This window comes from Allobosea sp. (assembly GCF_030695125.1).
Taxonomy (GTDB): domain Bacteria; phylum Pseudomonadota; class Alphaproteobacteria; order Rhizobiales; family Beijerinckiaceae; genus Allobosea.
The window spans coordinates 260,589-286,438 of sequence record NZ_JAUYTP010000016.1 but is presented as its reverse complement, the minus strand read 5'-3'; the positions used below and the strand labels follow the sequence as shown (position 1 = coordinate 286,438).

Below are 25,850 nucleotides of genomic sequence, written 5' to 3'. Positions count from 1 at the left end.
GCGTCCGGGATGACCCGCGTTTCAGTCGGACAACAACGTGCCCGCTATCCCAGCACGAACCCCTCATCCGCAGCCGCCAGCGCCACCGCCGCCTCCAGATCGGGCGCGGCCGCGGCGTGGATGGTGAACAACCCCTCGCCGGCCGTGACGTCGTCGCCGACCGCGCGCAGCAGGTCGATGCCGGCGCTCTTGTCGAAGGGGGCGCCGGCGCGGCGTGCGATGCCGGCGATGCGCCAGCCGTCGATCTCGCTGATCCGCCCGGCGCGGGGCGCGCGCATGGTGTGGGTCAGGGCGGCGGGCTTCGCCACGATGTCGCGGCGGCCCTGCGCCGCAATGATGCCGTCCAGAGCGGCGCGCGCCGCGCCCGAGGCAAGGAGTTCGGCCGCCCGCGCGCGGCCCTTGTCCCGGGTGCCGATGGCGGGGTCCCAGGCGAGGATGCGGCCGGCGAAGTCGAGCGCCTTCTCGCGCAGATCGGCCGGAGCCTGCGCATCGCCCTCCAGCACCCAGAGCACGTCGCGGACTTCGAGCGCAGGCCCGATGCCGCGCCCGATCGGCCCCGCACCGCAGGTGGCGACCGCCTCGACATGCAGGCCGACGGAACGCCCCACGCTCTCGAACAGCGCGCCGAGTTCCCGAGCCTCCGCCTCGCTGTGGAGCTTGGCGCGGCGGCCATAGGGCAGGTCGACCACGACATGGGTCGAGCCGGCGGTGAGCTTCTTCGAGATGATCGAGGCGACCGACCAGCGGTTGGAATCGATGCCGAGCGGGCGCGTGATCGCGTTCATCACGTCGTCGACGGCGGAATGGTTGAGGCGGCCATTCCAGGCGATGCAGGCGCGCGCCTGCGCCACCGTGCGGCGGACATCGTCCTCCGTCAGATCGACCCTGGCCAGCACCTCCATCGCATCGGCCGTGCCGGCGGCCGAGGTGATGGCGCGCGAGGAGGTCTTGGGCATGGCCAGCCCATGGGCGGCAACGATCGGCGCGACGATGAGCGTAATCCGGCTGCCGGGGATGCCACCCATCGAATGCTTGTCGACGACGATCGGCTCGTCCCAGCGCAGCGGCGTCGAGAACCCGGCGCGCACGCTCGCGAGCGCCGCGACCTCGGCATCGCTGAGCGAGCGTGTCGCGGCGACGAGGAAAGCCGAGATCTCGCCTTCCGGGTAGCGGCCCTCGACGATGTCGCGCAGCAGCATGGCATAGTCGGCGGCAGCGAGTTCGGCGCCCTGGATCTTGGCGCGCAGCGCATCGCGGCTGTGCTGCGGCGGCGTGCGCGTCAGCGTGATCTCGCTGCCTTCGGGCAGGCCAAGCTGCGCGAAGGCCTCGCGCGACAGGCCGATCTCGTGCGGCTGCAGCAGCCAGCCGGGCTCGACGACGTTGACGCGGGCGCGGATGCTGCGGCGGGTTCCATCCCGCTCGATGGGGCCCGCCACATCGACCTTGCCCGGCCCGTCGAAATCCGCGACGCCGATGAGGCTGTCGCGTGGCAGATAGGCGATGCTGTCGCGCCAGCCATCGATCGGTACGGGTTTGAGCGAGAGGCGGCGCGTGGCGGCGTCGATGGCGGCGAGGAAATGCTCGATGCCCTCCTCGACCGTTCCGTCATTGGAGACGGTGATGGTCTCGATGCCATCAGGCCATTGCGGCGGCTTGCGGGCGAGCCGCGCGGCGATGTCGTCTGCCGTCTCGCGCCCGCGGGAGGCGAGGCGGCGGGCGAGCGTCTCGGGCGAGGCGGTGACGTTGATGATGATCAGCCGCGGCACGGCGCCGGCGAGCGTCTCCAGAACGCCGCGCGAGCCATTGGCGACGATGTGGCGGCCGGCGAGAAGCTCATCCCGCAGCCCGGCGCGCAGCCCGTAATGCAGCCCATGCGCCTGCCAGGAGACCAGCAGCCCGCCGGCGGCCGCGAGCGCGGCGAAACTGGCCTCGTCGATCGCCTCGTGATCCTCGCCGCCGGCATCGGCCGGGCGGGTGATCAGGCGACGCGCGAAGCCGAAGCGCCCACCCTGCGCCAGGGCCCGCCGGGCCCCGTCCATCAGTGTATCCTTGCCGGCCCCGCTTGGCCCGACGACGACGAAGAGGATGCCTGGCCGCATGGAGTTCCGGTCGCCTTCAGGCCTCGTCGAGCCCGATGTCCACGGCGGGCGCCGACTGGGTGATCTTGCTGGTGGAGATGTAGTCCACGCCGGTCTCGGCGATGGCGCGGATCGTCTCGTAGCGGATGCCGCCCGAGGCCTCCAGCTTGGCGCGGCCGGCGACATAGGCCACCGCCTCCTTCATCTCCGGCACAGGCATGTTGTCGAGCATGATGACGTCGGCACCGGCGGCGACCGCCTCGCGCACCTGCTCCAGCCGGTCGCACTCGACCTCGAGCTTGGTCAGGACAGGCAGCTTGCGCCGGGCGCGCTCGACCGCCTGGGCGATGCCGCCGCAGACGGCGATGTGGTTGTCCTTGATCATCACGCCGTTATCGAGCCCGAGGCGATGGTTCAGCCCGCCGCCGCAGGCGACCGCGTGCTTCTCCAGCATGCGCAGGCCGGGCGTGGTCTTGCGGGTGTCGATCAGCCGGGCGTTCGTGCCCTTGATGATGTCGACATAGCGCGCGGTCTCGGTGGCGATGCCGGAGAGCCGCTGGACGATGTTGAGCGCCGTGCGCTCGGCGGTGAGGATGCCCTGGGCCGGCCCCTCGACGAGGATCAGCGTCGCGCCCTTCTCGACGCGGTCGCCATCCGCGGCCTCGACCTTGACCGACAGCCGCGGCTCGTAGCGGGCGAAGACGGCGGCCGCGACGTCGATGCCCGCCAGCACCATCGGCTCGCGGGCGTTCATGCGGAAGGCGCCGGTTTCCGTCGGCTCGATCATGAGCTGGACGGTCAGGTCGCAGGAACCGATGTCCTCGCTCAGCCAGAGGTCGATCAGCCGCTGGGTGGTGAAACGGTCATACATGCTCAGCCCCTGCCCTGTGCCCCGCCAGCTCGCGCAGGCTTCGCCATGGGGAGCGAATAGCACGGCCTCCCCGATTTGATGACTGTTTGTGTACCAACGATGCGAAGCGAGCTTGCACGTGTCAAGCAGCGATTGGAACGATGTCTTGCGAGGACTGCCGCCCAGGCGTCCGGCACGACGATTTCAGCGAAAAAGGGGCTGCTGTCGCGTGCAGGTTGTAAAGATTGACTGACGCATACGTGGCCTGATCGAGCGACGAACAGCATTGACAACCCGTATGCACACCAACAAACTCTGGCTCGTGCTGCGCAAGTCAGCATTCGACAAGGCGGCTTGAAGCCGCCGGGGAACGGCCGCTACGTCATATCATCCGCCGGCGGCATCGGCCGGCGGTCTTCGGTCGCGCGGCCCGCTGTCGGGCCGTGGCCCGACACCGAGCTGGGAGGATGACCATGAAGAGACTGGCTTTCGCATCGCTGGTGGTGGGTGCGCTGGCGCTCGGGGGGGGGCTCGCCGCTGCGCAGACCGCTCCCGCCAAGAAGATCACCCTGACCGGCGGATCCGTCGGCGGCGCCTGGAGCGCCATCGGCAACGCCATCGGCGAGACGATCCGGCGCGAATCGCCGGGCGCCTCCTTCGGCTACGAGCCTGGCCGTGAGGCTGCCAACATCCAGCTCGTCTCGACCGGCAAGGTCGAGCTCGGCATCGCCCATGCGCAGCTGATCAAGCGGGCGCAGGCCGGCGAGGAGCCGTTCAAGGCCCCCGTGACCAATCTGCGCGCCATCGCTCTGATCGACCCGCAGGCGGCCGTGCAGATCCTCGTGCGCGAAGACGCCGGCATCGAGAGCTTCGAGAGCATCCTCGCCGCCAAGAAGCCGGTGCGGATCGCGCTCAACCAGCGCGGCACGCTGATGGCCGTGACCGGCGAGGAGGTGTTCAAGGCCTATGGCATCACCGCCAAGGACATCGAGGGCTGGGGCGGGCGCATCCACCATGTCGATTACAATGCCGGCCTGGAGATGATGAAGAACGGCCAGGTCGACATCATCATCAACATGCTCGCCTTCCCGTCCGGCCAGATCAACAGCGCGACCCGCGAGATGAAGGTCAAGATGCTCGGCATCAGCCCGGAGGCGAGCGCCAAGCTCGGCGCCCTGCTCGGCACGGCGGCGATCACGGTTCCCGCCGGCACCTATCCGTTCCAGCCCGCCGCGATCCCGACGGTCACGGGCAGCGTCGTCCTGTTCGCCTCGACGGAGATGAAGGACGAGGATGCGGCCCTGATCGTCAACGGCATGCTGAAGCATTTCGACTATCTCAAGCAGGCGCATGCGACGCTCGCCCGTCTGGAGCCGGTCAACCTGACCCAGGTGGCCCCGCTCGCGCTCCATCCCGGTGCAGAGAGCGCCTTTCGGAAGGCCGGCGTATTGAAGTGACGGCGGCCACCGCGCCCGCTCGCCGCCGCTGTCCCGAGGTACGCCGATGCCCGTCCTGCTGAAGCTGCTCGCACCGGGTCGATCGCGCCGGCTCGACGGGCCGGAGCAATGGGCGGTTCATCTCATCGGCGTCGCCATCGGGCTCCTGCTGCTGGCGATGGCCTTCGGCTGGTACGTCAAACGCGAGATCGCGCTGTTTCTCTTCCTGGGCGGCGTGCTGGCGCTCGCCTTCCTGACGACCACGGCCAACCCGCTGCGCCCGACCGGCCGCTCCTGGCCGGCCTGGGGGCTGACCGCGTTGTCGGTGCTGTGCTGCGGCTATTTCATCGCGATGCAGCCGGTCCACGAGATGCGGCTGCCGATGATCGACGAACTCTCCCGCCTCGACATCGCCGCGTCGCTGGTGCTGATCGGCCTGGTGATGGAGGCGACGCGGCGCTGCATCGGCATGATCCTCGTCGTGCTCGTCGCGACCTTCCTGGCCTATGCGATCTTCGGCAACCGACTGACGGGTTCTTTCGCCCATCGCGGCTTCAACGCGCAGGAGATCGTCGACCACCTCGTCTTCTCGACGAACGGCCTGTTCGGGCCGGCGCTCGAGGTCGCGGCCTTCCTGGTCGTCGTCTTCGTGATCTTCGGCGCGCTGCTCGACCGGATCGGCGGCGCCGATTTCTTCTACGACGTCGCCAACAGCCTCGTCGGCAAGCAGGTCGGCGGCGCGAGCAAGGTTGCGGTCGTGTCGTCGGGCCTCTACGGCTCGATCTCGGGATCGCCGACGGCCGATGTCGTCACCACCGGCTCGTTCAGCATCCCGCTGATGATCAAGACCGGGGTCAGCCGGACCTATGCGGGCGCGGTCGAATCCGCGGCCTCGACCGGCGGGGCGCTGTTGCCGCCGGTGATGGGCTCGGCCGCCTTCCTGATGACGGACTTCACCGGCATCCCCTATGCGACGATCGCCCTGTCGGCGCTGATCCCGGCGCTGCTCTACTACCTGTCGGTCTTCCTCGCCGCGCATTTCAAGGCACATCGCGACGGGCTCCAGCCGATGTCGGAAGGCGAGACGCCCTCCATCCTCGCCGTGCTGCGGCGCGACTGGGCCTTTCTGCTGCCGATCGGCCTGCTGGTCTGGGGCGTGCTGAGCCTCAACCGGCCCTCCTTCGCCGGGGCCATCGCCTGCGCGGCGCTTCTGCCCGTCGCGCTGCTGCGGCAGCCTAACCCGTTGCGGCTCGCCCGGACGCTGTTCTTCGGCCTCAGCGACGGCATGCGCGGGATGATCGGCGTCGGCGTCGCCTGCGCCATCGCCGGGCTCGTCGTCGGCACGCTGTCGATGACGGATCTGACCGGCAAGATCAGCTCCGGGCTGTTTCACATGTCCGGCGGCAGCCCGATCCTGACCATCCTCGTCGCCGCCATGGTCATCATCGTGCTGGGCATGGGCATGCCGACCCCGGCGGTCTATGCGCTGTCTGCCGTGCTGGCGGCGCCCGCCCTGATCGCGCTCGGGATCGCGGTGCTGCCGGCGCATCTCTTCATCGTCTACATCGCCTCGATGTCGGCGATCACGCCGCCCGTGGCGGTGGCGGCGTTCGCGGCGGCCTCGATCGCCAAGGCCAATCCGGTGATGATCGCGATCGTCGCCTGCCGGATCGCGATGGTCGCCTTCCTCCTGCCCTTCGTCTTCATCTATCAGCCCGCGCTGCTCCTGATCGGATCGACCGAGCAGATCGTGATCTCGGCCGGCACCGCGGCGCTGGGCGTGCTGGCGCTCAACGCGGCCTTCGAGGGCTATTTCATCGTCATGCTGGACCGCGTGAAGCGCGCCCTGCTGCTGATCGCGGGGGTCTGCCTGTTCCTGCCGATCGCGACGACCGAAATCGTCGGATCCGTGCTGCTCGCCGCCGTGACGGTGTGGCTGTGGGCCGGCCGCAAGGCCGCGCCGCGGATGCCGAGGATCGCCTGACGCGATCAGTTTCCGAGATCGCGCGCGACGCGGAAACCGGCAACCTGGTCGCGAATGCCGGGCTCGCTGACGATGCGGGAATCCAGCGTGCGCGCCGCCGGCGGATCGGCCCATGAACCGCCCCTGAGGATTCGGCCCTCCTCCTCGCGGCAGATCGGCGGCGGGAAGGGCTGGCCCGGCACCGACGGGTCGGGCGGGCAGGTGTCGACCCACTCCCAGAGATTGCCGCTGAGATCGCCGAGCCCCCAGGCGCTGGCGGCGAAGCGGCCGACGGGTGCCGTATTGCGGAAACCGTCGCGGCATGGCGCCACCGTCCAGGACGGGTTGGCCAGCTTGGCGGTCTCGTCGGCGCCGTTGCCGATGGCGCAGAGGCGCGCCGGGTCGGCCATCTCCTTGGCCGAGGCTGCCGCGACATGGTGCCATTCGGGGTCGGTCAGAAGCCGGTAGCGCTGGCCGCTGCGCTTCGACAGCCAGGCGAGATAGGCCTTGGCGTCGCCATGGCTGATGCAGGCGACGGGGTCGTCATCGGTCTGCGGGAAGCCCGGGTCCTGCCAGGACAGCGTCGGGTCGAGCTTCCAGACGGGCGCGCGGACATGGCAGCCGAGTTCGACGACATGGCCCGACTGCGCCACGAAGGCACGGTACTGGGCTTTCGTGACCTCGAAGCGCCCGACTGCGAAGGGTTGCGGCACGGTGACCTCGACGAGGCGCGGCTTGGCGCCGGTCGAGAGCTGCATGCGGACATCGCCATCGGGCACCAGCACGAGGTCCGGGCAATCGGCGCAGTCGCGAAAGACTTCGCCAGATCCCGGCTTGACCCAGAGCCGCGTGCTGCCGGCCGCGAGATCAATGAAACCAAGGGCCACCAGCCGCGCCGTGATCCGCGCCTTATCGACCCCGGCGGCCAGCAATTCGAGCAGCGCCGCGCGGTCGGTGGTGGCAGCGATGCGCTTGGCCATATCGGCGGCGGGATCCGGCGGTGGCGCGACCGGGATCAGCTTCAGCGTGGGAACGGGAGTGCCCGCCGGGGGCAGGCCTTGCTGAGCCCGAACCGGACCCGCCGCCGTCAGCAGACCCAGCGCGGCGACACCCGCGAGCCATGCCGGGGCGGCGCCGGGCCGGCAGCGCTGCTGCAAGCCCGGCGCCTGGCGAGCCGCGCTCATGCGCAGGGCGCGGTCTTGAATTCGACGCGGCGATCGACCGCCGTGCTGGCGTCGTCGCGCGGCAGACCGACCAGCGCCTCGCGAAAACCGACGCCGGAGGGGCGCAGGCGCTGGGCAATGCCGGGCGCCTGGCCGGCCATCAGCGTGGCGATGCGCTCGGCACGGTCGCGCGAGAGGCGGTCGTTCAAGGCTTCCGGGCCGGTGCGGCTGGCATGGCCGACGACATCGAGGCAGACGCCCGCCTTGGTCGCCCGTGTCGCGATCTCGCGCAGCCAGTCGGGATAACGGGCCGACAGCCTGCGGTCGGCGTTGAAGGCGGTCGAGTTCGGCTCGAACAGGAACTTGACCCCGAGCTGCCCGAGCGAAAAGCCGCGCTCGACCATCTGGCCGAAGGTCTGGTCGGCCTCGCTGGTGGCGCCGAGCGCCGCATAGGAGAGATAGAGCCCGTTCAGCACGCGCAGCTGGTCGCCGCCGGGCTGCTGCTTGGCCTCCTGGTAGAGATCGCGGGCGCGGGCATGGTCGCCGGCCTCGTAAGCCGCACCGGCCTCGCGGATGCGGGCTGCGGCGCCGAGCTGGTCGAGATAGGCCGCCGACACCGGCGTGCCGGGCTGCGACTTCTGGCAGGCCTCGATATAGGCCCGGGTCGCCGCATCCAGCCCCCAGACCGGGGTGTCGGCATAGGACGCCGCCGGGGCGATATCGACATCGCCGACGACGGAGCGGGCGACGCTGCGGGCATAGACCGTCTTGGCCTCGCGCTCGACCAGGGCAAAGCAGATCCAGAAGGCGTCGCGCTCGCCGCCGGGCTGGCCGGCATTGTTGATGGTGTTGAAGGTGCCGATGAAGACGAAGCGGGCCTTGGCGACGTTTTCGGGCGTGAAGGCGAGGATCTTCACATGCGGGTAGCGCTCGGCGACCAGCGCCGCGATGCGCCTGTCGAACCCGCGCGTCGCGGCCGACTGGATGCCGGTGACGCCGTCGATCAGCGGATCGATGACCAGCGTGACCTCGCCGCCGCTGGCGGGAAGCTTGGCGAAGAGATCGGTCGCGGCCTTCATGAAGGCCTGTTCGAGCGGCACCAGCGCCGGAGCGCGGGCCGCGGCGACGGGCTGGGCGATCGCGGCCGGCGCGCTGCCGACGGCGGCGAGAGCCAGCATGACGGCGGTCGTCAGGCAACGAAGGGTCATGCGGCGGCTCCGGCGAACACCGTCGAAGTCCTGCTCTGCGCCCGGACGCCGACGAAGATGGATCGAGAACTGGACCATAACGTGATCTCCTTTTTTCGAGCAATCCTGCGGCCCGGTGCTGTGCCGAGCGGAGGCGCCATGAGAAGAGATTGCATCGATATCATCGCGATGACTGTCCCCCGGGGAACAGCGGCGCAGCCGACCCTGCGGCATCAGCCTGCGGATGACGAGGTGAAGACCGCGATCTCGCCCAGGCCGCGCAGTTCGACGCGGCCGAGCGGGCGCACCAACGCCGCGCCGCAGCGCTGGCCCGCCACCGGCCCGATGCAGATCGACGAGCCCAGCTCCTTGTTGAGGGCTTCGAGCCGCGCCGCCGTGTTCACTGCATCGCCATGGGCGGTGTAGTCGAGCTTGGCGCCGACGCCGACGTCCCCGACGATCGCGATGCCGGTCTCGATGCCCTGCCGCGTCCGGCCGAGCCCGATCGCCGCCGCGAGACCGTCGGCGCGATAGCGTTCCGTCCAGTCGAGGATCTCAACGGCACAGGCCAGCGCGCGCCGGGGATGGTCCGGCAGGTCCAGCGGCGCGTTGAAGAAGGCGTGGACGGCGTCCCCGACCAGCTTGTCGACCATGCCGCCATGCTCCCCGACGATGCGGGTAACGCCCTCGAAATAGCCGTCCAGCACGCTTACGAGCTGTTCGGGCCCGCTGTCGCGCGTCGTCTGGGTGAAGCCCTCGATATCGGTGAAGAGCGCGGTGATCTCGCGCCGCTCGCCCGACAGCTTCAGGCTGGACGGGCTGGCAACGATGCGCTCGACGACGCCCGGCGCCAGATGCTGCTCGAAACGCCGGCGCAGGCGGGCTTCGCGCAGACGCGTCTCGGAGAAACTGGCGAGCGAGGTCGCGAGGAAGGCGAGCAGCCCCGCAAGCGCCGGCAGCAGCGGGTCGAAGAGCAAGTCGGCCGCCGCGAGCGCCATGGCGAGGCCCAGCAGCGCGACCAGGAGCGCCGCCATGACCAGCGTGGCCATCGCCGGGCGCAGGCGGCGGGCGAGCCCGACCGCGGCGACAAGGACCAGCAGCGCGGCCAGGACTTCCATCGCAAAGGCTCCAGCGGGACGCTGCGGCACGACGCCGGCCGCGAGCTGGCGGATCGCATCCGCCTGCAGAAGCGAGGACGGCGTCAGCGGATCGCGTGCGCTCGCCCGCAGGGCCCCGAGTTCGGGAGCCGCGCCGCCGATCAGGACGATGGCGCCCGCCAGCGCCGCGAGATCGGCCTGGCCCAGCAGCAGATCGGAGGCGCGCAGCGTCACGGCTGTGCCCGAACCCGGCACGAGACGCAGCAGACCATCGGGCGGGAGCGGACGCGTCAGCGCGCCGATGCCGAGCCGCAGCGGCGCGGGCGACAGAAGGTAGCCCGAGGCGCCCGAGGCCAGCCGCAAGGCCTCCAGCGCCAGCCCCGGGCGAAGACGATCGTCGACCGCGACGAAGAGCGGCACGCGCCGCACCAGACCATCCTGATCCCCGGGCAGCGACAGCGTGCCCGAGCCCGCTGCCTGCGCGGCCAGCGCGGGCGGCGGGCCGGTGGCGCCGCTTTCGCGCCAGAGCGATGGCAGCATGACGCCGTCCCGGCTCAGCACCGGCACCTCAGCGACCGCATCGCGCCCGCGCGGATCGAGAACCCAGCCGAGCGCGACGGGGCCCGCGCCGGCCGCTTCGGCCAGCGCCTTGTCGCCATCCTCCAGCGTCGGCGCCAGCGCGGCGAGATCCGCCCGCCCGGTGGTGAGCGCCAGCTGGCGCGCGAGCGCGGCCGGCGAGCGCGTGTCGTCGCCCGCCAGCAGGATATCGAGCGCGATGGCGGCAGGCCTGGCCTCGGTCACCGCCGCGATCAGCCGCGCGATCGTCTCGCGTGGCCAAGGCCAGGGGCCGACGGCCTCCAGGCTGGCGGTGTCGATCGCGACGAGGGCGATTTTCGTGTCCGAGGCGGCGATGCGACCGCCGGAAACAGCGCCCAGCATCGCGTCGAAGAGGCGCTCCTGCGGCCATTCGCGCCAAGCGGACGGCGCCGCCAGCGACAGCAGCACGACGGCGAGGCCGGCGATCAGCCCCGCGAGGACCGGGCGCGACAGCGCGGGCCGGCGTTCAGCCATCGCCGATGCCGGCCAGCTTCGCCAGCAGGTCGGGGTCGCAGAAGATCCGGTCTGCAGTGCGGTGGATCGCGCCCGCCTGTTCCAGCGAGCCCAGCGCGGCATTGACCTTCGGCCGGCTGGCGCCGAGCAGCTGCGCCAGCTCGCCCTGCGAGAAGGCCATGTCGAGCGGGACGCGCTTGCCCGGCGCAGGCTTGCGACCCGCCAGCCCGACCAGGAGAAAGCGCGCCAGCCTGACCTCGATCGAATAAAGCGCGATGCCTTCGAGCTGGTCTGTGGTCTGGCGCAGCCGGCGGCACAGGAAGGCGATGATGCCGGCCGACAGGGCGGGATAGCGCGCGACCAGCTGCTCGAAGGGCGCCCGTCTCAGACTGTAAGCCAGCACCGCCGTCAGGGCGACCGCGTCGGCGCTGCGCGCACCGCCGTCGAGCACGGCGATCTCGCCGAGCAGTTCGCCGCCGACGGCGTGGCGCACGCTGAGTTCGCGCCCGTCCTCCGTCGTGACCGCCAGGCGGACCCGGCCCTCGGCGACGAGGATGAGGCGGTCGCCGGCATCGCCGCGGGCAAACAGCATCTGGCCCTGGTCGAAGCGCTGTTCGCGGAACTCGGCGGCGCAGGCGAGCAGCGCCTCGGGCGACAGCCGCGCGAAGATCGCGGCCTCGCCCAGCATCGCGGCGATGGCGGCCTGGTCCATCTCAGGCGATCTGCGCCAGGGCGTCGCGGATGCGGGCCTCGCCCCAGGCCCGTGCGGGTGTCGGCGGTGCGCCCCGGCTGGCGATGTCCGTGCCCTCGCCCGAGGTGAGCACGACCTCGCGGCCGCCGGCCCGCACCGCGACCTCGCCGCGGGCGACGAAGACGCCGAAGACGCCGTTGCTGGGCCCGGCAAAGAAGCGCGTGCCCCGCACGGCGATCAGCCCGTAGGACGACCGCACCCGGATGCGGCCCGTCTCGCTGCCGGGCGGCTTGTCGACCAGAAGCGCGCCGGCGCCGAGCGTGATGGTGCCGCCGGCATCGACGATGAAACGGTCGATGGTGATGCGGGCGTTCTCGCCGAGACGCAGCTCCGTCGCCCGGCCGAGCCGGAAACCGGCGCGAGCGCCATCGCCGGTTTCGACGCGGTCGCCGACGAAGACCGGGCCGTCGGCCGAAAGCCTGCGGCGGGCCTCGTTGCGTTGGGCCATGGCGTCCCCGCGCAGATCGGTCACCAGCCCGGCCGCGGCCGGTCCCCCGGCCTGTGCCAGCGCCGCGGCAGGCAAGCCCGCGATGCCCAGCAGCGACGTCGCCTGCAGCAGGCGCCGACGATCGATCGTCGCGGCGCCATCATCCCTTACCCCGCCCTGCGTCATCTGGATGCCTTCGCCTCGTCGTCCCGGCCGTGCCCGTCCCGGCCTCAGCTGCATCTTCCCCATGATCTCGCCCATGCGGTCAAGGCATGCCTGCAAGACCACCGCATGCGCCCCGCCAGGGAGACCCCCGACATGATGGTCGCTGCGGCCGTGTTTCGGGTTCATTCCCGCTCTCGCGCTGCACAATATTGCCGTTCGCCCTGCGCCGACTGCGTCTCGCCCCCGCCGTTGCTGCCATGGCGGGCGCGCTCCGCCTGCGTCATCCTCGCGACGTTGACCGGCCGCTGCGTGCCGGCTTTGAACGAGGGCTGCCGATGATCCAGGACCATCCCGACCGGACCAGCGGCGCCCAACTCGTCGTCACCACCGCCGACGGCGCCTCGCTGCGCGTGCTGGTGGAAGGGCGGGGACGGCCGCTGCTGCTGGTCACGGGTCTCGGCGGCAGCGCCGGATTCTGGACCGGCAGCGCCGAGGCCCTGGGCCGCTCCTTTCGTGTGGTCCGCTTCGATCAGCGGGGAATCGAGGCCAGTACGCGCGGAAGCGCGCCCTGCAGCATCGAGGAACTGGCGCGCGACTGCCTGAGCGTCCTCGACGGGGCGGGGATCGAGCGTGCCGTGGTGCTGGGGCATTCGACCGGCGGTTGCATCGCCCAGTCGCTCGCGAAGCTGGCGCCCGCACGGATTGAGGGCCTGATCCTGAGCGGTAGCTGGCTGAAGCCGAGCCGCTACATGGCCGGCTATTTCGGCGCCCGCCGCGAGATCCTCGCCAGCCATCCGCAAGCCTATGCCGCCAGCTCGGTGTTGTGCGCCTATCCGCCGGCCTGGATCGAAGCGAACTGGCACATCTACGAGGCTGCGCTCGCGGCGGCGCCGAAAACGGCTGCCGCGCAGGCCGTGATGCGCGAGCGCATCGATGCGCTGCTCGCCTTCGACGGCGCCGCGCAGGCCGGATCGCTCGCCATGCCCACCCTGGTGCTGGGCGCGCGCGACGACATGGTCGTTCCGGCCTTTCTGCAGGAGGAACTCGCCGCCGCCCTGCCCGGCTGCAGCAAGACGATGCTCGACACCGGCGGCCATCTCTTCCCGATCTCGCGGCCCGACGCGTTCACCTCCACCATCGCCGACTGGATCGGCCGGCTCGCCTGAAGGCGCCGCGACGCCGTGGGCCCGCGTCGAATTGGCCCCTAGCCAGGGCGCGGGGTTGGACTATTCCCGGAGCGAGGCCCGGGCGCAGAACCGTCGGGGCTCTGCTCCAACGAGGACATCCATGCACGCCGTCGTCCGTTTCGCGCTACTGGCCACCCTGATCGCCCCCGTCATGGCCCTGCCCGCCGCCGCCCAGGATCTCGCTGCCGGCGAGCGCTCCTGGAACAAGTGCCGCGCCTGCCACCAGATCGGCGAAGGCGCCAAGAATATCGTCGGCCCGCAGATGAACGGTTTGTTCGGGCGCGTGGCCGGCTCGGTCGAGGGCTACAGCTATTCGGCCGCCAACAAGAATTCGGGCATCACCTGGGACGAGGCGGTCTTCGCCGACTACATCAAGGATCCGCGCGCCAGGATTCCCGGCACGAAGATGGTGTTCGCCGGCATCAAGAACGAGAAGGAGATCGTCGATCTGACCGCCTTCCTCAAGCAGTTCGGCGCGGACGGCAAGAAGCTCTAACATCGCAGCCGGCTCCGCCCCGCCGGCGATCGATGCGCGGCGGGGGTATGCGCGGCGGGTGCGGGTGACTGTTCCCGCCCGCGCGCATCGGCAGCATGATGGCGTCCAGCCCGGCTCGGCTCGAGCCCGGTCGTGATGCGCCTCAGGAGCTCCGCCCATGCCGCTCGACCCCGCCCTTCGTGACCGGATCCTCGCCTCCGTCGAGGCCGGGTTCGCCGAGCAGATCGCCTTCACGCAGGAGCTGATCCGGTTTCCCTCGCTGCGTGGCGAGGAGCATGCCTGCCAGGATTTCGTCTTCCGGGCCCTGAAGGACCGCGGCTTCACCCTGGACCGCTTCAAGATGGACGAGGCGGCGATCAAGGCCCATCCGGGCGGCGCGCCGTTCTCCGAACATCACTCCGACGCGCCGATCGTGGTCGGCATCCATCACCCGCGCGCGGAGACCGGGCGCTCGCTGATCCTGCAGGCGCATGTCGATGTGGTGCCGACCGGCCCCGTCGACCAGTGGACCCATGCGCCCTTCGACCCCGTGATCGATGGCGACTGGCTCTATGGCCGCGGCAGCGCCGACATGAAGGCCGGGCACGGCGCCAATTTCGCCTGCCTCGACGCGCTCAGGCGCATCGGCCTGCAGCCAGCGGCAACGCTGTATCTGGAATCGGTGGTCGAGGAGGAATCGACCGGCAACGGCGCTCTGATGACGCATCTGCGCGGCTATCGCGCCCAGGCCGCGCTGATCCCGGAGCCGGAATACGAGATGCTGGCGCGGGCCAATGCCGGCGTGATCTGGTTCCAGTTCGAGGTGCGCGGCGTGCCGGTTCATGTCCGCGAAATGGGGGCCGGCGCCAATGCGATCGACGCCGCCTACCGGGTGATCGCCGCGCTGCGCAGGCTCGAGGAGGAGTTCAACGCCGAGAAGGCCGGCCGCGCGCATTTCGAGGACCAGGCGCATCCGATCAACCTCAACATCGGCAAGATCGAGGGCGGCGACTGGGCCTCCTCGGTGCCGTGCTGGTGCCGGGTCGATTGCCGCGTCGGGCTCTACCCCGGCGTCACAGCGCAGGAGATCGCGCAGCGCATCGAGGACTGCATCCGGGCGGCGTCGCGGGCCGACAGTTTCCTCGCCAACAACCCGCCCAAGGTGACCTTCAACGGCTTCTGGGCCGAGGGCTATGTGCTGGAACCCGGCAGCGAAGCCGAAGCCGTGCTCGGCCGCGCGCATCAGGCCGCGCTCGGCAAGCCGCTGCAATCCTTCATGACGCCGGCCTATCTCGATGCCCGCGTGCATGCGCTCTACGACGAGATTCCGGCGCTCTGCTACGGCCCGATGGGCGAGGCCATCCATGCCTTCGACGAGCGCGTCAGCCTCGCCTCGCTGAAGCGGATCACCGGGTCGATGGCGCTGTTCGTCGCGGAATGGTGCGGGCTGGAAACCGTGCCCGGCTGAGCGCGGCCTCTCTGCCGCATGCCCCTTGTTTCACCGGCCCGAGCCCCCAAATGCAGCATGTCGGCGTGTGGAATGCTCTTTCCATCTTAGCGCTTCGGCGCAATATCTGTATCGCTGACTGAATGCGCCGAATCGGTCGCGTCGGCGGGCTATGGAAAGGGAGGGCACGACCCAGCGATGAAGAAGTCGAAGCGTCCCCCCGGAGAGATCCGGGCGCAGATCGCGGCCATGCCGGTCCGTCGCCTCGCAGGCGGCGCGCCGGAAGTCATGCTCGTGACCTCACGCACGACCCAGCGCTGGATCGTTCCCAAGGGTTGGCCGATCAAGGGGCTGACGCCGGCGGAGGCCGCGGCGCGGGAGGCCTTCGAGGAAGCTGGCGTCATCGGCCGGATCCTGCCCGAACCGGCCGGCCGCTACACCTACTGGAAGCGGATGTCCGACCACTTCATCCTGTGCGACGTGACGCTGTATCTGCTCGAGGTGGACCGCCAGCTCGACACCTGGCCGGAGCAGGCGCAGCGCCGCAGCCAGTGGTTCAGCCTCGACGATGCCGCCGATCTCGTCGACGAGCCGGAACTCGCCACCGCGCTGCGCAACGTCACGCTGGCGCTGGCCGCCTGAACGGAAACGGCCTGCCGTCGGCTCAGCCGCCAGGCTGCGGCGCCGGCAGGAGTTCGTCGCGCGCCTGGCGCGCCCTGGCTTCCTTGGTCTCCAGCAACCGGCTCTCGCGTAGCGCATTGGCGCTCTCCAGGATCGGGTAGCCGATCGAGGCGATGTGGCCGTGGATCCGCTTGAGATCGCGGATGATGTCGAGATGGATGGCGCTGGTCTCGATCGATTCGGGGCGGCCGCTGCGCAGCCGCTGGAAATGGCTTTCGGTCGCCTGCCGCTCGGCATCGCGCATCGTCGCCTTCTCGGCGAAGAGCTGCCGCGCCAGCGCCAGATCCCGCGTCGCGAAGACGTTGAGCGCGAGCGCGAGCCCCGATGCGACGCGCTGGTGGAAGCCGCGGATCTCCGCAAGCCCCTCGGCCGAGAAGGCATAGCGCTTGCGGATCTTCTTCTCCGCGAGTTCGCGCAGGTTCTTGTCGATGATGTCGCCGATATGCTCGAGATTGGTGATCAGCGTGATGATTTCGAGCAGGCGGCGCCCTTCCTCATCCGTCAACTCGTTGCGCGAGACCCGCACGAGATAGAGCTTGATCGCCTCATGGATGGAATCCACCCCGTCATCGGCCTGCGCGATGGCGCGCGACAGCTTGAGCTCGTCCTTCTCCAGCAGCGTCATCGTATCCCGCAGCATCGTCTCGACGCGATCGCCGAGATGGAGCGCCTCGCGCATCGCGCAGGCCAGCGCCTCGGTCGGGCTGTCGAGCACGTTGGGGTCGAGATAGCGTGGCGCGACCGCGGTCTCGGCCGTGTCCTTGTCGGGCATCAGGCGGCCGACCAAGGCGGCAATGGGGGTGACGAAGGGCAGGAACAGCAGCGCACCGATGAGGTTCAGCGCGACGTGGAACTCGATGGCGAGGCGGATGTCGGGCAGGGGCAGCGCCAGCAGCCAGCCAGAGAGTGGGCCGACGAAGGGCAGCACCATCAGTGCGAGTATGAAGCGCGTCACCAGATTGGCGACAGCGGCCCGGCGCTGCGCCATGGGAGCGCCGAGCTGGTCGAGCACAGGAATAAGGGCGTTGCCGAGATTGGCGCCGATGACCAGCGCCACAGCGGTGGCCGGCGGGAACAGCCCGGAGGCGGCGAAGGTCGCGATCAGCAGGATGATGGCGATGCTGGAGTGGGTGAGCCAGGTCGCCGCGACCGCAACGAGCACGGCCAGCAGCGGCTCGTCGCCCAGCGCGCCGAGCAGGGTCCGGAAGGTCGGCGACTGCGCCAGCGGGGCGGCCGCCGCGTTGAGCTCGATCAGCGAGAGCAGGATCAGGCCGATGCCGACCAGCACGCGGCCGATGTTGCGGGCGCGGTCCATCGCCTCATGGCCCAGATACAGCGCGACGCCCAGCGCCAGGCACAGGCCCCACAGCCAGCCCAGATCCAGCGAAATGACGAAGGCGGCGACCGAGGTGCCGAGATTGGCGCCCAGCAGCACCGCCAGCGCCATGGCCGGGGCGATGAGCTTGCGTCCGGCGAAAGAGGACACCAGCAGCGACGTCGCCGTCGAGCTCTGCAGGACCATCGTCACGGCGACGCCGCTGCCGAAGGCCGCGAAGCGGTTGCGGGTGAAGCTCTGGAGTGCCTGGCGCAGCGACGAGCCGAAGGCGCGCATCGCGCCCGTGCGCACCAGCCTGACCGCCCAGATCAGCAGCGCCACGCCACCGGCGAGGTGGATCAGGATCGCGGTGGCGCTGTCGCTCGTGCTCGTCATCGTCGGGGCTTTTCTCCGGGGTCGAGCCCCACGCTAACGAACAATCCTGTCTTTTTCATTAGCCAACTCAACACTCATGGGCGGAAAAAGTGCTGATTTTACGGCAGCCCAGTCTCATTTTTTCAGCATTCCGGCGCGGCCGGGCCGTCAGATCCCAGCGGAGGCGATCATCCGTCCGGCCCGCGACCGGTCAATCACCGCGAGGCCGGCAGCTGATGCCCGTCATCGCCTCCAGGTCCCCCCTGAGTGCGGGCGTGCAGCACAGCACGGGGTTGCCCGTGGCAATGCCGTCCCCGGCGAAGAAATCGCTCACCGCGGCGCCCGCCTCGCTGGCGATGACCAGCCCCGCCGCGACGTCCCAAGCGTTGATGTGGAGTTCGGCATAGGCCTCGCTGCGGCCGATGGCGACATGGCAGATGCCGAGCGCGCCCGAGCCCGAGCGCTTCATCGCCGCGCCGGCCTTGTAGCCGCGCTCGATCACCGCGAGGTAGCTGGCAGCGGGCACGCGGGTCGACCAGCCCAGTTCGACAGAGGCGCGGTTGATGTCGCTCGCGCCGGAGACCCGGATCGGCTGGCCGTTCATGGTGGCGCCCTGCCCCCGGCGCGCGGCGTAGACCTCCTCGAGAGCGGGTGCCGCGATGACGCCGATCTGCGGCACGCCGTTGCGCAGGAAGCCGATCGAGATGCACCAGTTGCGGTCGCCGCGGGCGAAGTTCGCCGTGCCGTCGATCGGGTCGATGATCCAGACCGCGTCGGACGCCTGCCCCCCACCCTCCTCGCCGATGATCGCGTCGGTGGGAAACAGCACGGCAAGGCGCTGGCGCAGGAAGTCCTCGACCGCGCCGTCGGCCACCGTCAGCCAGTCCTGCGCGCCCTTCATGGTGATGCCGAGGCTGTCGCTCCGGTTGAAATAGCCGAGCGCCATCCGGCTCGCCTCGCTGACGAGGCCCAGCACCGCATAGTAGCGCAGTTCGAGATCGGCCGGGGTCATGTCAGGCCTCCGTCAGCGAAACGGCGACCGGCAGCCCGGTCCTGGCGGATTGCGTGGCCGCGTCGGCCAGAATCTGCGCCTTCAAGCCGTCCAGACCCGAGGGTGTCGGCGCCTTGCCGCCCTTGCAGGCCGTGAAGAAGGCCTCGAGTTCGGCGCGGTAGGCGGCGGCATAGCGTTCGAGGAAGAAATTCTGCACGGGATCGGCGCGGAAGCCCGTGCTCGTGGCGCTTTCGACCGTCGTCTCGTGGATGTTGCCGGCGCGCAGCATGCCCTTGGAGCCATGGACCTCGATGCGCTGGTCGTAGCCATAGGTGGCGCGGCGCGAATTGGAGATCTGCGCGATCCGGCCCGAGGCCGTCTTCATCAGCACCGCGGCGGTATCGACATCGCCGGCCTCCCCGATCGCGGGATCGACCAGCGCCGCGCCGAGCGCGAAGACCTCGACCGGCTCTTCGGCGAGGAGGAAGCGGGCCATGTCGAAATCATGGATCATCATGTCGCGGAAGAGCCCGCCGGAGCGCTTCACGTAGTCAACGGGTGGCGGCGAGGGATCGCGCGAGATCACGCTGACGATCTCGATCGCGCCGGCCTCGCCCGCCCGCAGCCTGGCCTCCAGCGCAGCGAAGCTCGGATCGAAGCGGCGGTTGAAGCCGATCATCAGCGGCTGGCCCGATCGTTCGACCGCAGCCAGGCAGCGGCGGATGCGGGCGGCGTCGAGATCAACCGGTTTCTCGCAGAACACGGCCTTTCCGGCGGCGACGGCAGCCTCGATCAGATCGGCATGGGTGTCGGTCGGCGTGCAGATCAGCACGGCGTCGATGCCGGAATCCGACAGGATGGCTTCGGCGGTCGCCGCCTTCGCGCCGCTGGCGGCGGCGAGCGACGCCGCCGCGTCGGGCATGGCATCGGCGACGGCGACGAGCTCGGCGTCCGCGCGCGCCACGACGTTCAGCCCGTGGATCCGGCCAATCCGGCCCGCCCCCAGCAATCCCACCCGCATTCTCGTCGATCCCGTCGTCATCTTGTCCGTCCTGTCGTCTGTCCTGTCGAGGCCCCGATGGCGGCCATCGTCTCGGGGCGCAAGGTCTCAATCATGCGCGCCCAGAATCGTCTGGTCGAAATCGATGTTCGCGCCGGTCATCAGGCCGGACTCGGCCGACGCCAGATAGGCGACGGCGCGCGCGACCTCGCGCGGGTCGATCAGGCGACCGAAGGGCTGGCCGGCGGCGGCTGAATCGAGCCAGCCATCCTGCGCGCCATGGCGGCTGCGCATGATCGCGTCCTCGCCAGGCGTCGCCATCCAGCCGATGTTCAGCCCATTGACGCGGATCCGGTGCGCCAGCAGCCCATAGGCGACGTTTTTCGTCAGGGTCGCCAGCGCCCCCTTGGAGATGCTGTAGGCGGAGAGGAAAGGCTGGCCGCCATGGGCCGACATCGACTGGATATTGACGATGGCGCCGGCGATCGCCTTCCGGCGCATCAGCTCGGCGGCATCCTGGATCAGGAAGAAGGGCGCGCGCAGGTTCACCGCCATGATGCGGGCGTACAGCTCGGGCGACGTTTCGAAGATCGTGCCGCGATCGGTGTCCCCCGCCGCATTGACGAGGATGTCGAGGTGGCCGAAGGCCTGTTCGGCCGCCGGCACGACCGACCGGACGGCGGCGAGATCCGAGAGATCGGCGACATGGAAGCGGGCGTCGCAGCCGGCCGAGGTCAGGCTGGCGGCGACCGCCTGCCCCCGCGCCCGGTTGCGGCCAGTTAGCAGCAGGCCCGCCGCGCCCCGCGCCGCAAGTTCGCGCGCGATCGCCTCGCCGAGACCCTGGCTGGCGCCAGTGACGATCGCAACCTGGCCGGCGAGAGTCCGGCTGACCGATTCGACATCAGACACCTGAGCAGCCTCCCGGGCAGCGGCACGTTTCTTTGATTTTAGACGGCGATGGAATAATCGTTCCATTTTTTGGGTCGGCAAGTCAAGCGATCCGACCCTGAAGGCAAGCTGGCCCAGCCGGCTGCCTTGACAAGCCCGGCTGGTTTGGGCGTCCCTCCAGCCGCGCCGGAAACGGCCCTCACGGAGCGAATTTCGCGATCATGGCGACAGGCAGCAGGGCATATCCGAATCGGGCGCGGTTGTCCGCGCCGGCCTTGGCGATCAGCGGCGAGGCTTCGGCCCGCGCCTGGGCCGAGCGAGGTTGAGCGCAGCGCGTCGCGCGCAATCCTTAGCCTTCCAGCCCGCAATCCCCGCCTCAGCGCAAGCAAAGGGCCGCTCTCCCGGCGGCATCAGCCATGACCGAAACGCCCCTGTACGCCCGCAGCGCCATCCTGACGCTGTCCTGCCCCGACCGCCCCGGCATCGTCTCAGCCGTCTCGACACTGCTGTTCGACGCCGGCTGCAACATCCTCGACGCGCAGCAGTACAACGATGTCGAGACCGGCCAGTTCTTCATGCGTGTCGTCTTCGCCCGGCTCGACGCCAGCCGCCCGCATGAGGCGGTCGCGACCGCCGTCGGCGATCTCGCCCAGCGCTTCGGGATGACGTTCACGCTGCGCGAGCGTGCGACCAAAAAGCGCGTCATGCTCCTGGTCTCCAAATTCGACCATTGCCTGACCGACCTGATCTATCGCTGGCGCATCGGCGAACTGCCGATGGACATTTCGGCCATCGTTTCCAACCATGGCCGCGAGCATCTCTCCTCGACCGATCTCGGCGACCTGCCCTTCCATCATCTGCCGGTGACGCGGCAGACCAAGATGGAACAGGAGGCGGCGATCTGGCGGCTGGTGCAGGAGACGCAGACCGATCTCGTCGTCCTCGCGCGCTACATGCAAATCCTGTCCGATGGATTTTCCGCCAAGCTGCTTGGCCGCTGCATCAATATTCATCACTCGTTCCTGCCCGGATTCAAGGGCGCCAAACCCTATCACCAGGCCCATGAGCGCGGCGTGAAGCTGATCGGCGCGACCGCGCATTACGTCACGCCCGACCTCGACGAGGGCCCGATCATCGAGCAGGATGTCGAGCGCATCTCGCATCGCGACACGCCCGACGATCTGGTGCGCAAGGGCCGCGATATCGAGCGGCGCGTGCTGGCGCGCGCCGTCCTGCACCATCTCGAGGACCGGGTCGTCCTCAACGGCAAGAAAACGGTCGTGTTTCCGGATTGACCGGCATAAAATTGCGGACAGCCCGCTGACCGCGGCACAATCATCCATTTGCGGCGGATTCAGGCCCTGCGCCCTGCGATGGGCGCACATTTGCTCTGCGCCGCACAGTTGACGCTTTCGTTGGCACATGGCTTGCTGAGGGCGACCGAGAGGGAAAACGGCGCAGCAAGCGCCGGAAAACCGGCAATGAGCTTATGAGTGGAGACATCCCCATGAAAGACCAGGAACTGGGCCAGTTGATCGCCCGCGTGAAGGAAGGCGCCCTGTCGCGGCGCTCCTTCATCAAGAAAGCGGCCGCCGTCGGCCTTGCTGCGCCCTTCGCCAATCAGTTGCTGGCGTTCAACGGTGTCGCGATGGCGAACGCCTCGCTGCCCTACAAGCCGACCAAGGCGGGCGGCGGTGGCCCGCTCAAGATGCTGCTCTGGCAGGCACCGACGCTGCTGAACCCGCATTTCGCCAGCGGCACCAAGGACCAGATCGCCTCGCGCGTCTTCTTCGAGCCGCTCGCCGGCTGGGACAAGGAAGGCAATCTCTTCCCGCAGCTCGCCGCCGAAATTCCGAGCAAGGCCAATGGCGGTCTTTCGGCCGACGGCAAGGAAGTCATCTGGAAGCTGAAGCAGGGCGTGAAGTGGCATGACGGCAAGCCGTTCACGGCCGACGACGTCGTCTTCACCTGGGAATACGCCGCCGATCCGGCGACCGCCGCCTACACCACCGGCGCCTACAAGGACATCAAGGTCGAGAAGGTCGACAACTTCACCGTCAAGGTGATCTTCCAGAACCCGACGCCGTTCTGGGCCGACGCCTTCGTCGGCGTTGCCGGCATGATCATCCCCAAGCATCTCTTCGGCGAGTACAAGGGCGCCAAGTCCCGCGAAGCTCCGGCCAATCTCAAGCCGGTCGGCACCGGCCCCTACAAGTTCGTGGAGTTCAAGCCCGGCGACATCCTGACCGGCGAGCGCAATCCCGACTATCACGTCGCCAACCAGCCGCATTTCGATACGCTCGAGGTCAAGGGCGGCGGTGACGCCGTTTCGGCGGCCCGCGCCGTGCTGCAGACCGGCGAATACGATTATGCCTGGAACCTCCAGGTCGAGGACGAGGTCCTCAAGCGCATGGAGACCGGCGGTCGCGGCAAGATCAGCGCCGTGGTATCGGGCGATATCGAGTTCATCATCCTCAACACGACCGATCCGTGGACCGAGGTCGATGGCGAGCGCTCGAGCATCAAGACCAAGCATCCGACCCTGTCGGATCCGAAGGTCCGCGAGGCGATCAACCTCCTGATCGACCGCGACTCGATCCAGAAGTTCATCTATGGCCGCGGCGGCATCGCCACGGCGAGCTTCGTCAACCAGCCGGCCAAGTTCAAGTCGACCAAGCTCAAATACGAGTTCAACATCGACAAGGCGAACAAGATCCTCGACGACGCCGGCTACAAGCGCGGTTCCGACGGCATCCGCGAGAAGGACGGCAAGAAGCTCAAATACGTCTACCAGACCTCGATCAACGCGCCGCGCCAGAAGACGCAGCAGATCATCAAGCAGGCCTGCCAGCGTGCCGGCATCGACCTCGAGCTGAAGTCGGTGACAGCCTCGGTGTTCTTCTCGTCGGACGTCGCCAACCCTGACACCTACACCAAGCTCTATGTCGACATGGAGATGTACACGACCACGCAGCCGCAGCCCGATCCGGAGCGCTTCCTGAACCAGTTCGTGTCCTGGGAGATCGCCAACAAGGAGAACAAGTGGCTGGGCCGCAACGTCTCGCGCTACTCGGACCCGGCGGCGGACGAAGCCTACAAGGCCGCCCAGAAGGAGCTCGACCCCGACAAGCGCGCCGCGCTCCTGATCAAGGTCAACGAGATCTTCTGCGAGGCCCATGTCATCCTGCCGCTGCTGTCGCGGACCCGCGTGGCCGCGTCGCTGACCAACCTGATGCATGATCACAGCGGCTGGGACGTCGATACCTGGAACCTCGCGGCCTGGTATCGCAGCTGATATCGATGGGGGCGGGCATCCCGGCGTGGCCTAACGCTGCGCCGGGACGCTCCGCCCCCTCTTCATTTTTTGACGAGGCGGACAACGCCGGTGGCCTCGCGACCGGCGCTTCACCAATTATGGCGGCGCAAGACCGCATGCGAAAAGAGTTTGTTTGATGGGCGCTTACCTGCTGAGGCGATTGCTGATCGCTATTCCGAGCCTGCTCGGCATCAGCCTGATCCTGTTCACGGTGCTCGCACTGGCGCCCGGCGACCCGTTCTCCGAGATGGCCACCAACCCCAACGTTCCGCCGGAAGTGCGCGAGGCCCTGCGCGCGAGCTTCGGCCTGAACGACCCGATCATGGTGCGCTATGTACGCTGGCTCTCCAACATGGTTCAGGGTGACTGGGGCTTCTCCTTCGCCAGCCGGATCAACGTCGACGATCTGATTATGCAGCGCGTCCCCACCACGCTGTTCATCGTCGGCTCGTCGCAGATCCTGGCGTTGTGCATTGCCCTGCCGGTCGGCATCTACGCCGCGACGCGGCCCTATTCGATCTTCGACCAGGTCGCCAACACGCTCGCCTTCATCGGCTTCTCGCTGCCGACCTTCTTCACTGGCCTGCTGCTGATCCTGATCTTCTCGGTGACGCTCGACTGGTTCCCCTTCGTCTACCGCTCCGATCTCGCGGCGACGGGCTGGCGCTGGTACTGGGAGATGTTCCGGCAGGCGATCATGCCGATCACCGTGCTCGGGCTGTTCCAGGCGGCCTCCTACACCCGCTATGTCCGTTCGGCCGTGCTCGACGTGATCCGGCTCGACTATGTCACCACGGCGCGCGCCAAGGGGCTGGGCGAGAAGACCGTGACGCTGCGCCACATCACGCGCAACGCACTCATCCCCGTCGTCACGCTGATCGCGCTGCAGATGCCGGCCGTGTTCGGCGGCGCCATCGTCACCGAGCAGATCTTCCGGATTCCCGGGATCGGCTCGCTCCTCATCGACGCGATCCTGGCCAACGACACCCCGGTCATCATGGCCGTGACCTTCGTCTTTGCCTGCCTCGTCGTCCTTTTCAATCTCATCGCGGATATCCTTTATGGCTGGCTCGACCCTCGCATCTCCTTCAGCTGATCCCGTGTCGGGCCCGGCTCAAACGAGCGCCGCGACCTCGCCAGGGCGCGAGACGTGGAAGCGCTTCCGTCGCCACAAGCTGGCGATGGCGAGCAGCTTCGTGCTCGGCACGCTGATCCTCGGCGTGGTCGTCGGCCCCTGGCTGTGGCCGGTCCCGATCAACGAGATCGATTTCACGGCGCAGTTGCAGACGCCGTCGTGGAAACACCCCTTCGGCACCGACGATCTCGGGCAGGATCTGCTCGCCCGCATGATCTATGGCGGGCGGATCTCGCTGGCTGTGGGGCTCGCGGCGATGGTCGTCGCGACCTTCTTCGGCATCCTGATCGGCGCGATCGCCGGCATGTCGCGCGGCGCCGTCGACAACTTCCTGATGTGGGTGACGGACCTGTTCCTGTCGCTGCCGCAGCTGCCGCTCCTGCTGCTGGTGATCTATTTCTTCCGCGAGCAGCTCAAGGCGGTGTTCGGCGTCGAAGGCGGCGTGTTCATCCTGATCGTCATCGTCATCGGCGGGCTGAAATGGATGCCCGTGGCACGGCTTGTGCGTGCGCAGTTCATGTCGTTGCGCGAGAAGGAGTTCGTCGAGGCCGCGCGAGCCCATGGCGCGACCAAGTTCCGGCAGATGGTCCACCACATTCTGCCCAACGCGATCGGCCCCGTGATCGTGGCGGCCACGATCGAGGTGTCGTCGGCGATCATCGCCGAATCGACGCTGTCGTTCCTGGGGCTGGGCTTCCCGCCCGACATTCCGACCTGGGGTCGCCTGCTGTTCGATGCGAAGGACCATCTCGATTCGGCGCCGCACTGGGCGCTGTTTCCCGGCGCGGCGATCTTCCTGACCGTGCTCTCGATCAATTTCATCGGCGACGGACTGCGCGACGCCCTCGATCCACGTCGCGTCATCTGACCTTA

General features: G+C 68.9%; 21 protein-coding genes. 10 read left to right on the top strand and 11 right to left on the bottom strand.

The annotated features are described in order from the left end of the window. Positions 1-44 precede the first annotated feature (44 nt). Positions 45-2,099, bottom strand: a complete 2,055-nt coding sequence (gene phnN, locus Q8S38_RS04635) for a phosphonate metabolism protein/1,5-bisphosphokinase (PRPP-forming) PhnN (RefSeq protein ID WP_305679248.1) — start codon at positions 2,097-2,099, stop codon at positions 45-47. 16 nt (positions 2,100-2,115) lie between these two features. Further along, entirely contained in the window at positions 2,116-2,949 is an 834-nt protein-coding gene (gene nadC, locus Q8S38_RS04630; RefSeq protein ID WP_305679247.1) for a carboxylating nicotinate-nucleotide diphosphorylase, read from the bottom strand. Between the two features lie 452 nt (positions 2,950-3,401). On the opposite strand from nadC, the gene Q8S38_RS04625 reads away from it, so the two are divergent. After that, a complete protein-coding gene (locus Q8S38_RS04625) occupies positions 3,402-4,385 on the top strand; it encodes a TAXI family TRAP transporter solute-binding subunit (RefSeq protein ID WP_305679246.1) in 984 nt (327 codons plus the stop codon). Between the two features lie 46 nt (positions 4,386-4,431). Further along, positions 4,432-6,348, top strand: a complete 1,917-nt coding sequence (locus Q8S38_RS04620; RefSeq protein ID WP_305679245.1) for a TRAP transporter permease — start codon at positions 4,432-4,434, stop codon at positions 6,346-6,348. A gap of 5 nt (positions 6,349-6,353) precedes the next feature. Here the strand turns inward: Q8S38_RS04620 and Q8S38_RS04615 are convergent, their stop codons facing one another. The 5 genes from Q8S38_RS04615 to Q8S38_RS04595 form a co-directional block, all read right to left on the bottom strand. Further along, entirely contained in the window at positions 6,354-7,511 is a 1,158-nt protein-coding gene (locus Q8S38_RS04615) for a formylglycine-generating enzyme family protein (RefSeq protein ID WP_305679244.1), read from the bottom strand. Next, positions 7,508-8,698, bottom strand: a complete 1,191-nt coding sequence (locus Q8S38_RS04610; protein ID WP_305679243.1) for an OmpA family protein — start codon at positions 8,696-8,698, stop codon at positions 7,508-7,510. The genes Q8S38_RS04615 and Q8S38_RS04610 overlap by 4 nt, the downstream gene beginning before the upstream one ends. 212 nt (positions 8,699-8,910) lie before the next feature. Then, positions 8,911-10,845 (bottom strand): adenylate/guanylate cyclase domain-containing protein, encoded by a 1,935-nt coding sequence (locus tag Q8S38_RS04605; protein WP_305679242.1) that lies wholly within the window; start codon positions 10,843-10,845, stop codon positions 8,911-8,913. Beyond that, complete coding sequence (locus Q8S38_RS04600; protein ID WP_305679241.1) at positions 10,838-11,536, bottom strand: Crp/Fnr family transcriptional regulator; 699 nt, start codon at positions 11,534-11,536, stop codon at positions 10,838-10,840. The genes Q8S38_RS04605 and Q8S38_RS04600 overlap by 8 nt, the downstream gene beginning before the upstream one ends. Position 11,537: 1 nt before the next feature. Continuing rightward, positions 11,538-12,188: a FecR family protein gene (locus tag Q8S38_RS04595; protein ID WP_305679240.1), complete on the bottom strand. Its 651-nt coding sequence runs from the start codon at positions 12,186-12,188 to the stop codon at positions 11,538-11,540. Positions 12,189-12,502: 314 nt separating this feature from the next. On the opposite strand from Q8S38_RS04595, the gene Q8S38_RS04590 reads away from it, so the two are divergent. The 4 genes from Q8S38_RS04590 (at position 12,503) to Q8S38_RS04575 (ending at position 15,918) form a co-directional block, all read left to right on the top strand. Continuing rightward, positions 12,503-13,333: an alpha/beta fold hydrolase gene (locus tag Q8S38_RS04590; protein WP_305679239.1), complete on the top strand. Its 831-nt coding sequence runs from the start codon at positions 12,503-12,505 to the stop codon at positions 13,331-13,333. Positions 13,334-13,454: 121 nt separating this feature from the next. Further along, a complete protein-coding gene (locus Q8S38_RS04585; RefSeq protein ID WP_371125829.1) occupies positions 13,455-13,850 on the top strand; it encodes a c-type cytochrome in 396 nt (131 codons plus the stop codon). Between the two features lie 157 nt (positions 13,851-14,007). After that, positions 14,008-15,297: an ArgE/DapE family deacylase gene (locus tag Q8S38_RS04580; protein WP_305679238.1), complete on the top strand. Its 1,290-nt coding sequence runs from the start codon at positions 14,008-14,010 to the stop codon at positions 15,295-15,297. Between the two features lie 177 nt (positions 15,298-15,474). After that, on the top strand, positions 15,475-15,918 hold the full coding sequence (locus tag Q8S38_RS04575) for an NUDIX hydrolase (RefSeq protein ID WP_305679237.1): 444 nt from the start codon (positions 15,475-15,477) through the stop codon (positions 15,916-15,918). Positions 15,919-15,940: 22 nt separating this feature from the next. Here the strand turns inward: Q8S38_RS04575 and Q8S38_RS04570 are convergent, their stop codons facing one another. From Q8S38_RS04570 to Q8S38_RS04555, 4 genes are all read right to left on the bottom strand, one after another. Continuing rightward, on the bottom strand, positions 15,941-17,668 hold the full coding sequence (locus Q8S38_RS04570; protein ID WP_305679236.1) for a Na/Pi cotransporter family protein: 1,728 nt from the start codon (positions 17,666-17,668) through the stop codon (positions 15,941-15,943). Between the two features lie 190 nt (positions 17,669-17,858). Next, the gene (locus Q8S38_RS04565; protein WP_305679235.1) at positions 17,859-18,659 is read right to left on the bottom strand and encodes an inositol monophosphatase family protein; all 801 of its coding nucleotides are present in this window, start codon (positions 18,657-18,659) and stop codon (positions 17,859-17,861) included. A 1-nt stretch (position 18,660) separates the two neighbouring features. Beyond that, a complete protein-coding gene (gene iolG / locus Q8S38_RS04560) occupies positions 18,661-19,680 on the bottom strand; it encodes an inositol 2-dehydrogenase (RefSeq protein ID WP_305679234.1) in 1,020 nt (339 codons plus the stop codon). A gap of 66 nt (positions 19,681-19,746) precedes the next feature. Continuing rightward, positions 19,747-20,547, bottom strand: coding sequence for an SDR family oxidoreductase (locus Q8S38_RS04555; protein WP_305679233.1), 801 nt, complete (start codon positions 20,545-20,547; stop codon positions 19,747-19,749). Between the two features lie 395 nt (positions 20,548-20,942). Between Q8S38_RS04555 and purU the strand changes: the two genes are divergently transcribed. From purU to Q8S38_RS04535, 4 genes are all read left to right on the top strand, one after another. Continuing rightward, positions 20,943-21,821: a formyltetrahydrofolate deformylase gene (purU, locus tag Q8S38_RS04550; protein WP_305679232.1), complete on the top strand. Its 879-nt coding sequence runs from the start codon at positions 20,943-20,945 to the stop codon at positions 21,819-21,821. Positions 21,822-22,033: 212 nt separating this feature from the next. Continuing rightward, a complete protein-coding gene (locus Q8S38_RS04545) occupies positions 22,034-23,821 on the top strand; it encodes a peptide ABC transporter substrate-binding protein (RefSeq protein ID WP_305679231.1) in 1,788 nt (595 codons plus the stop codon). Positions 23,822-23,978: 157 nt separating this feature from the next. Beyond that, positions 23,979-24,938 carry an ABC transporter permease gene (locus Q8S38_RS04540; protein ID WP_305679230.1) on the top strand — a complete coding sequence of 320 codons (960 nt, stop codon included), beginning with the start codon at positions 23,979-23,981 and terminating at the stop codon, positions 24,936-24,938. Beyond that, complete coding sequence (locus tag Q8S38_RS04535; protein ID WP_305679229.1) at positions 24,904-25,845, top strand: ABC transporter permease; 942 nt, start codon at positions 24,904-24,906, stop codon at positions 25,843-25,845. The genes Q8S38_RS04540 and Q8S38_RS04535 overlap by 35 nt, the downstream gene beginning before the upstream one ends. Positions 25,846-25,850 lie beyond the last annotated feature (5 nt).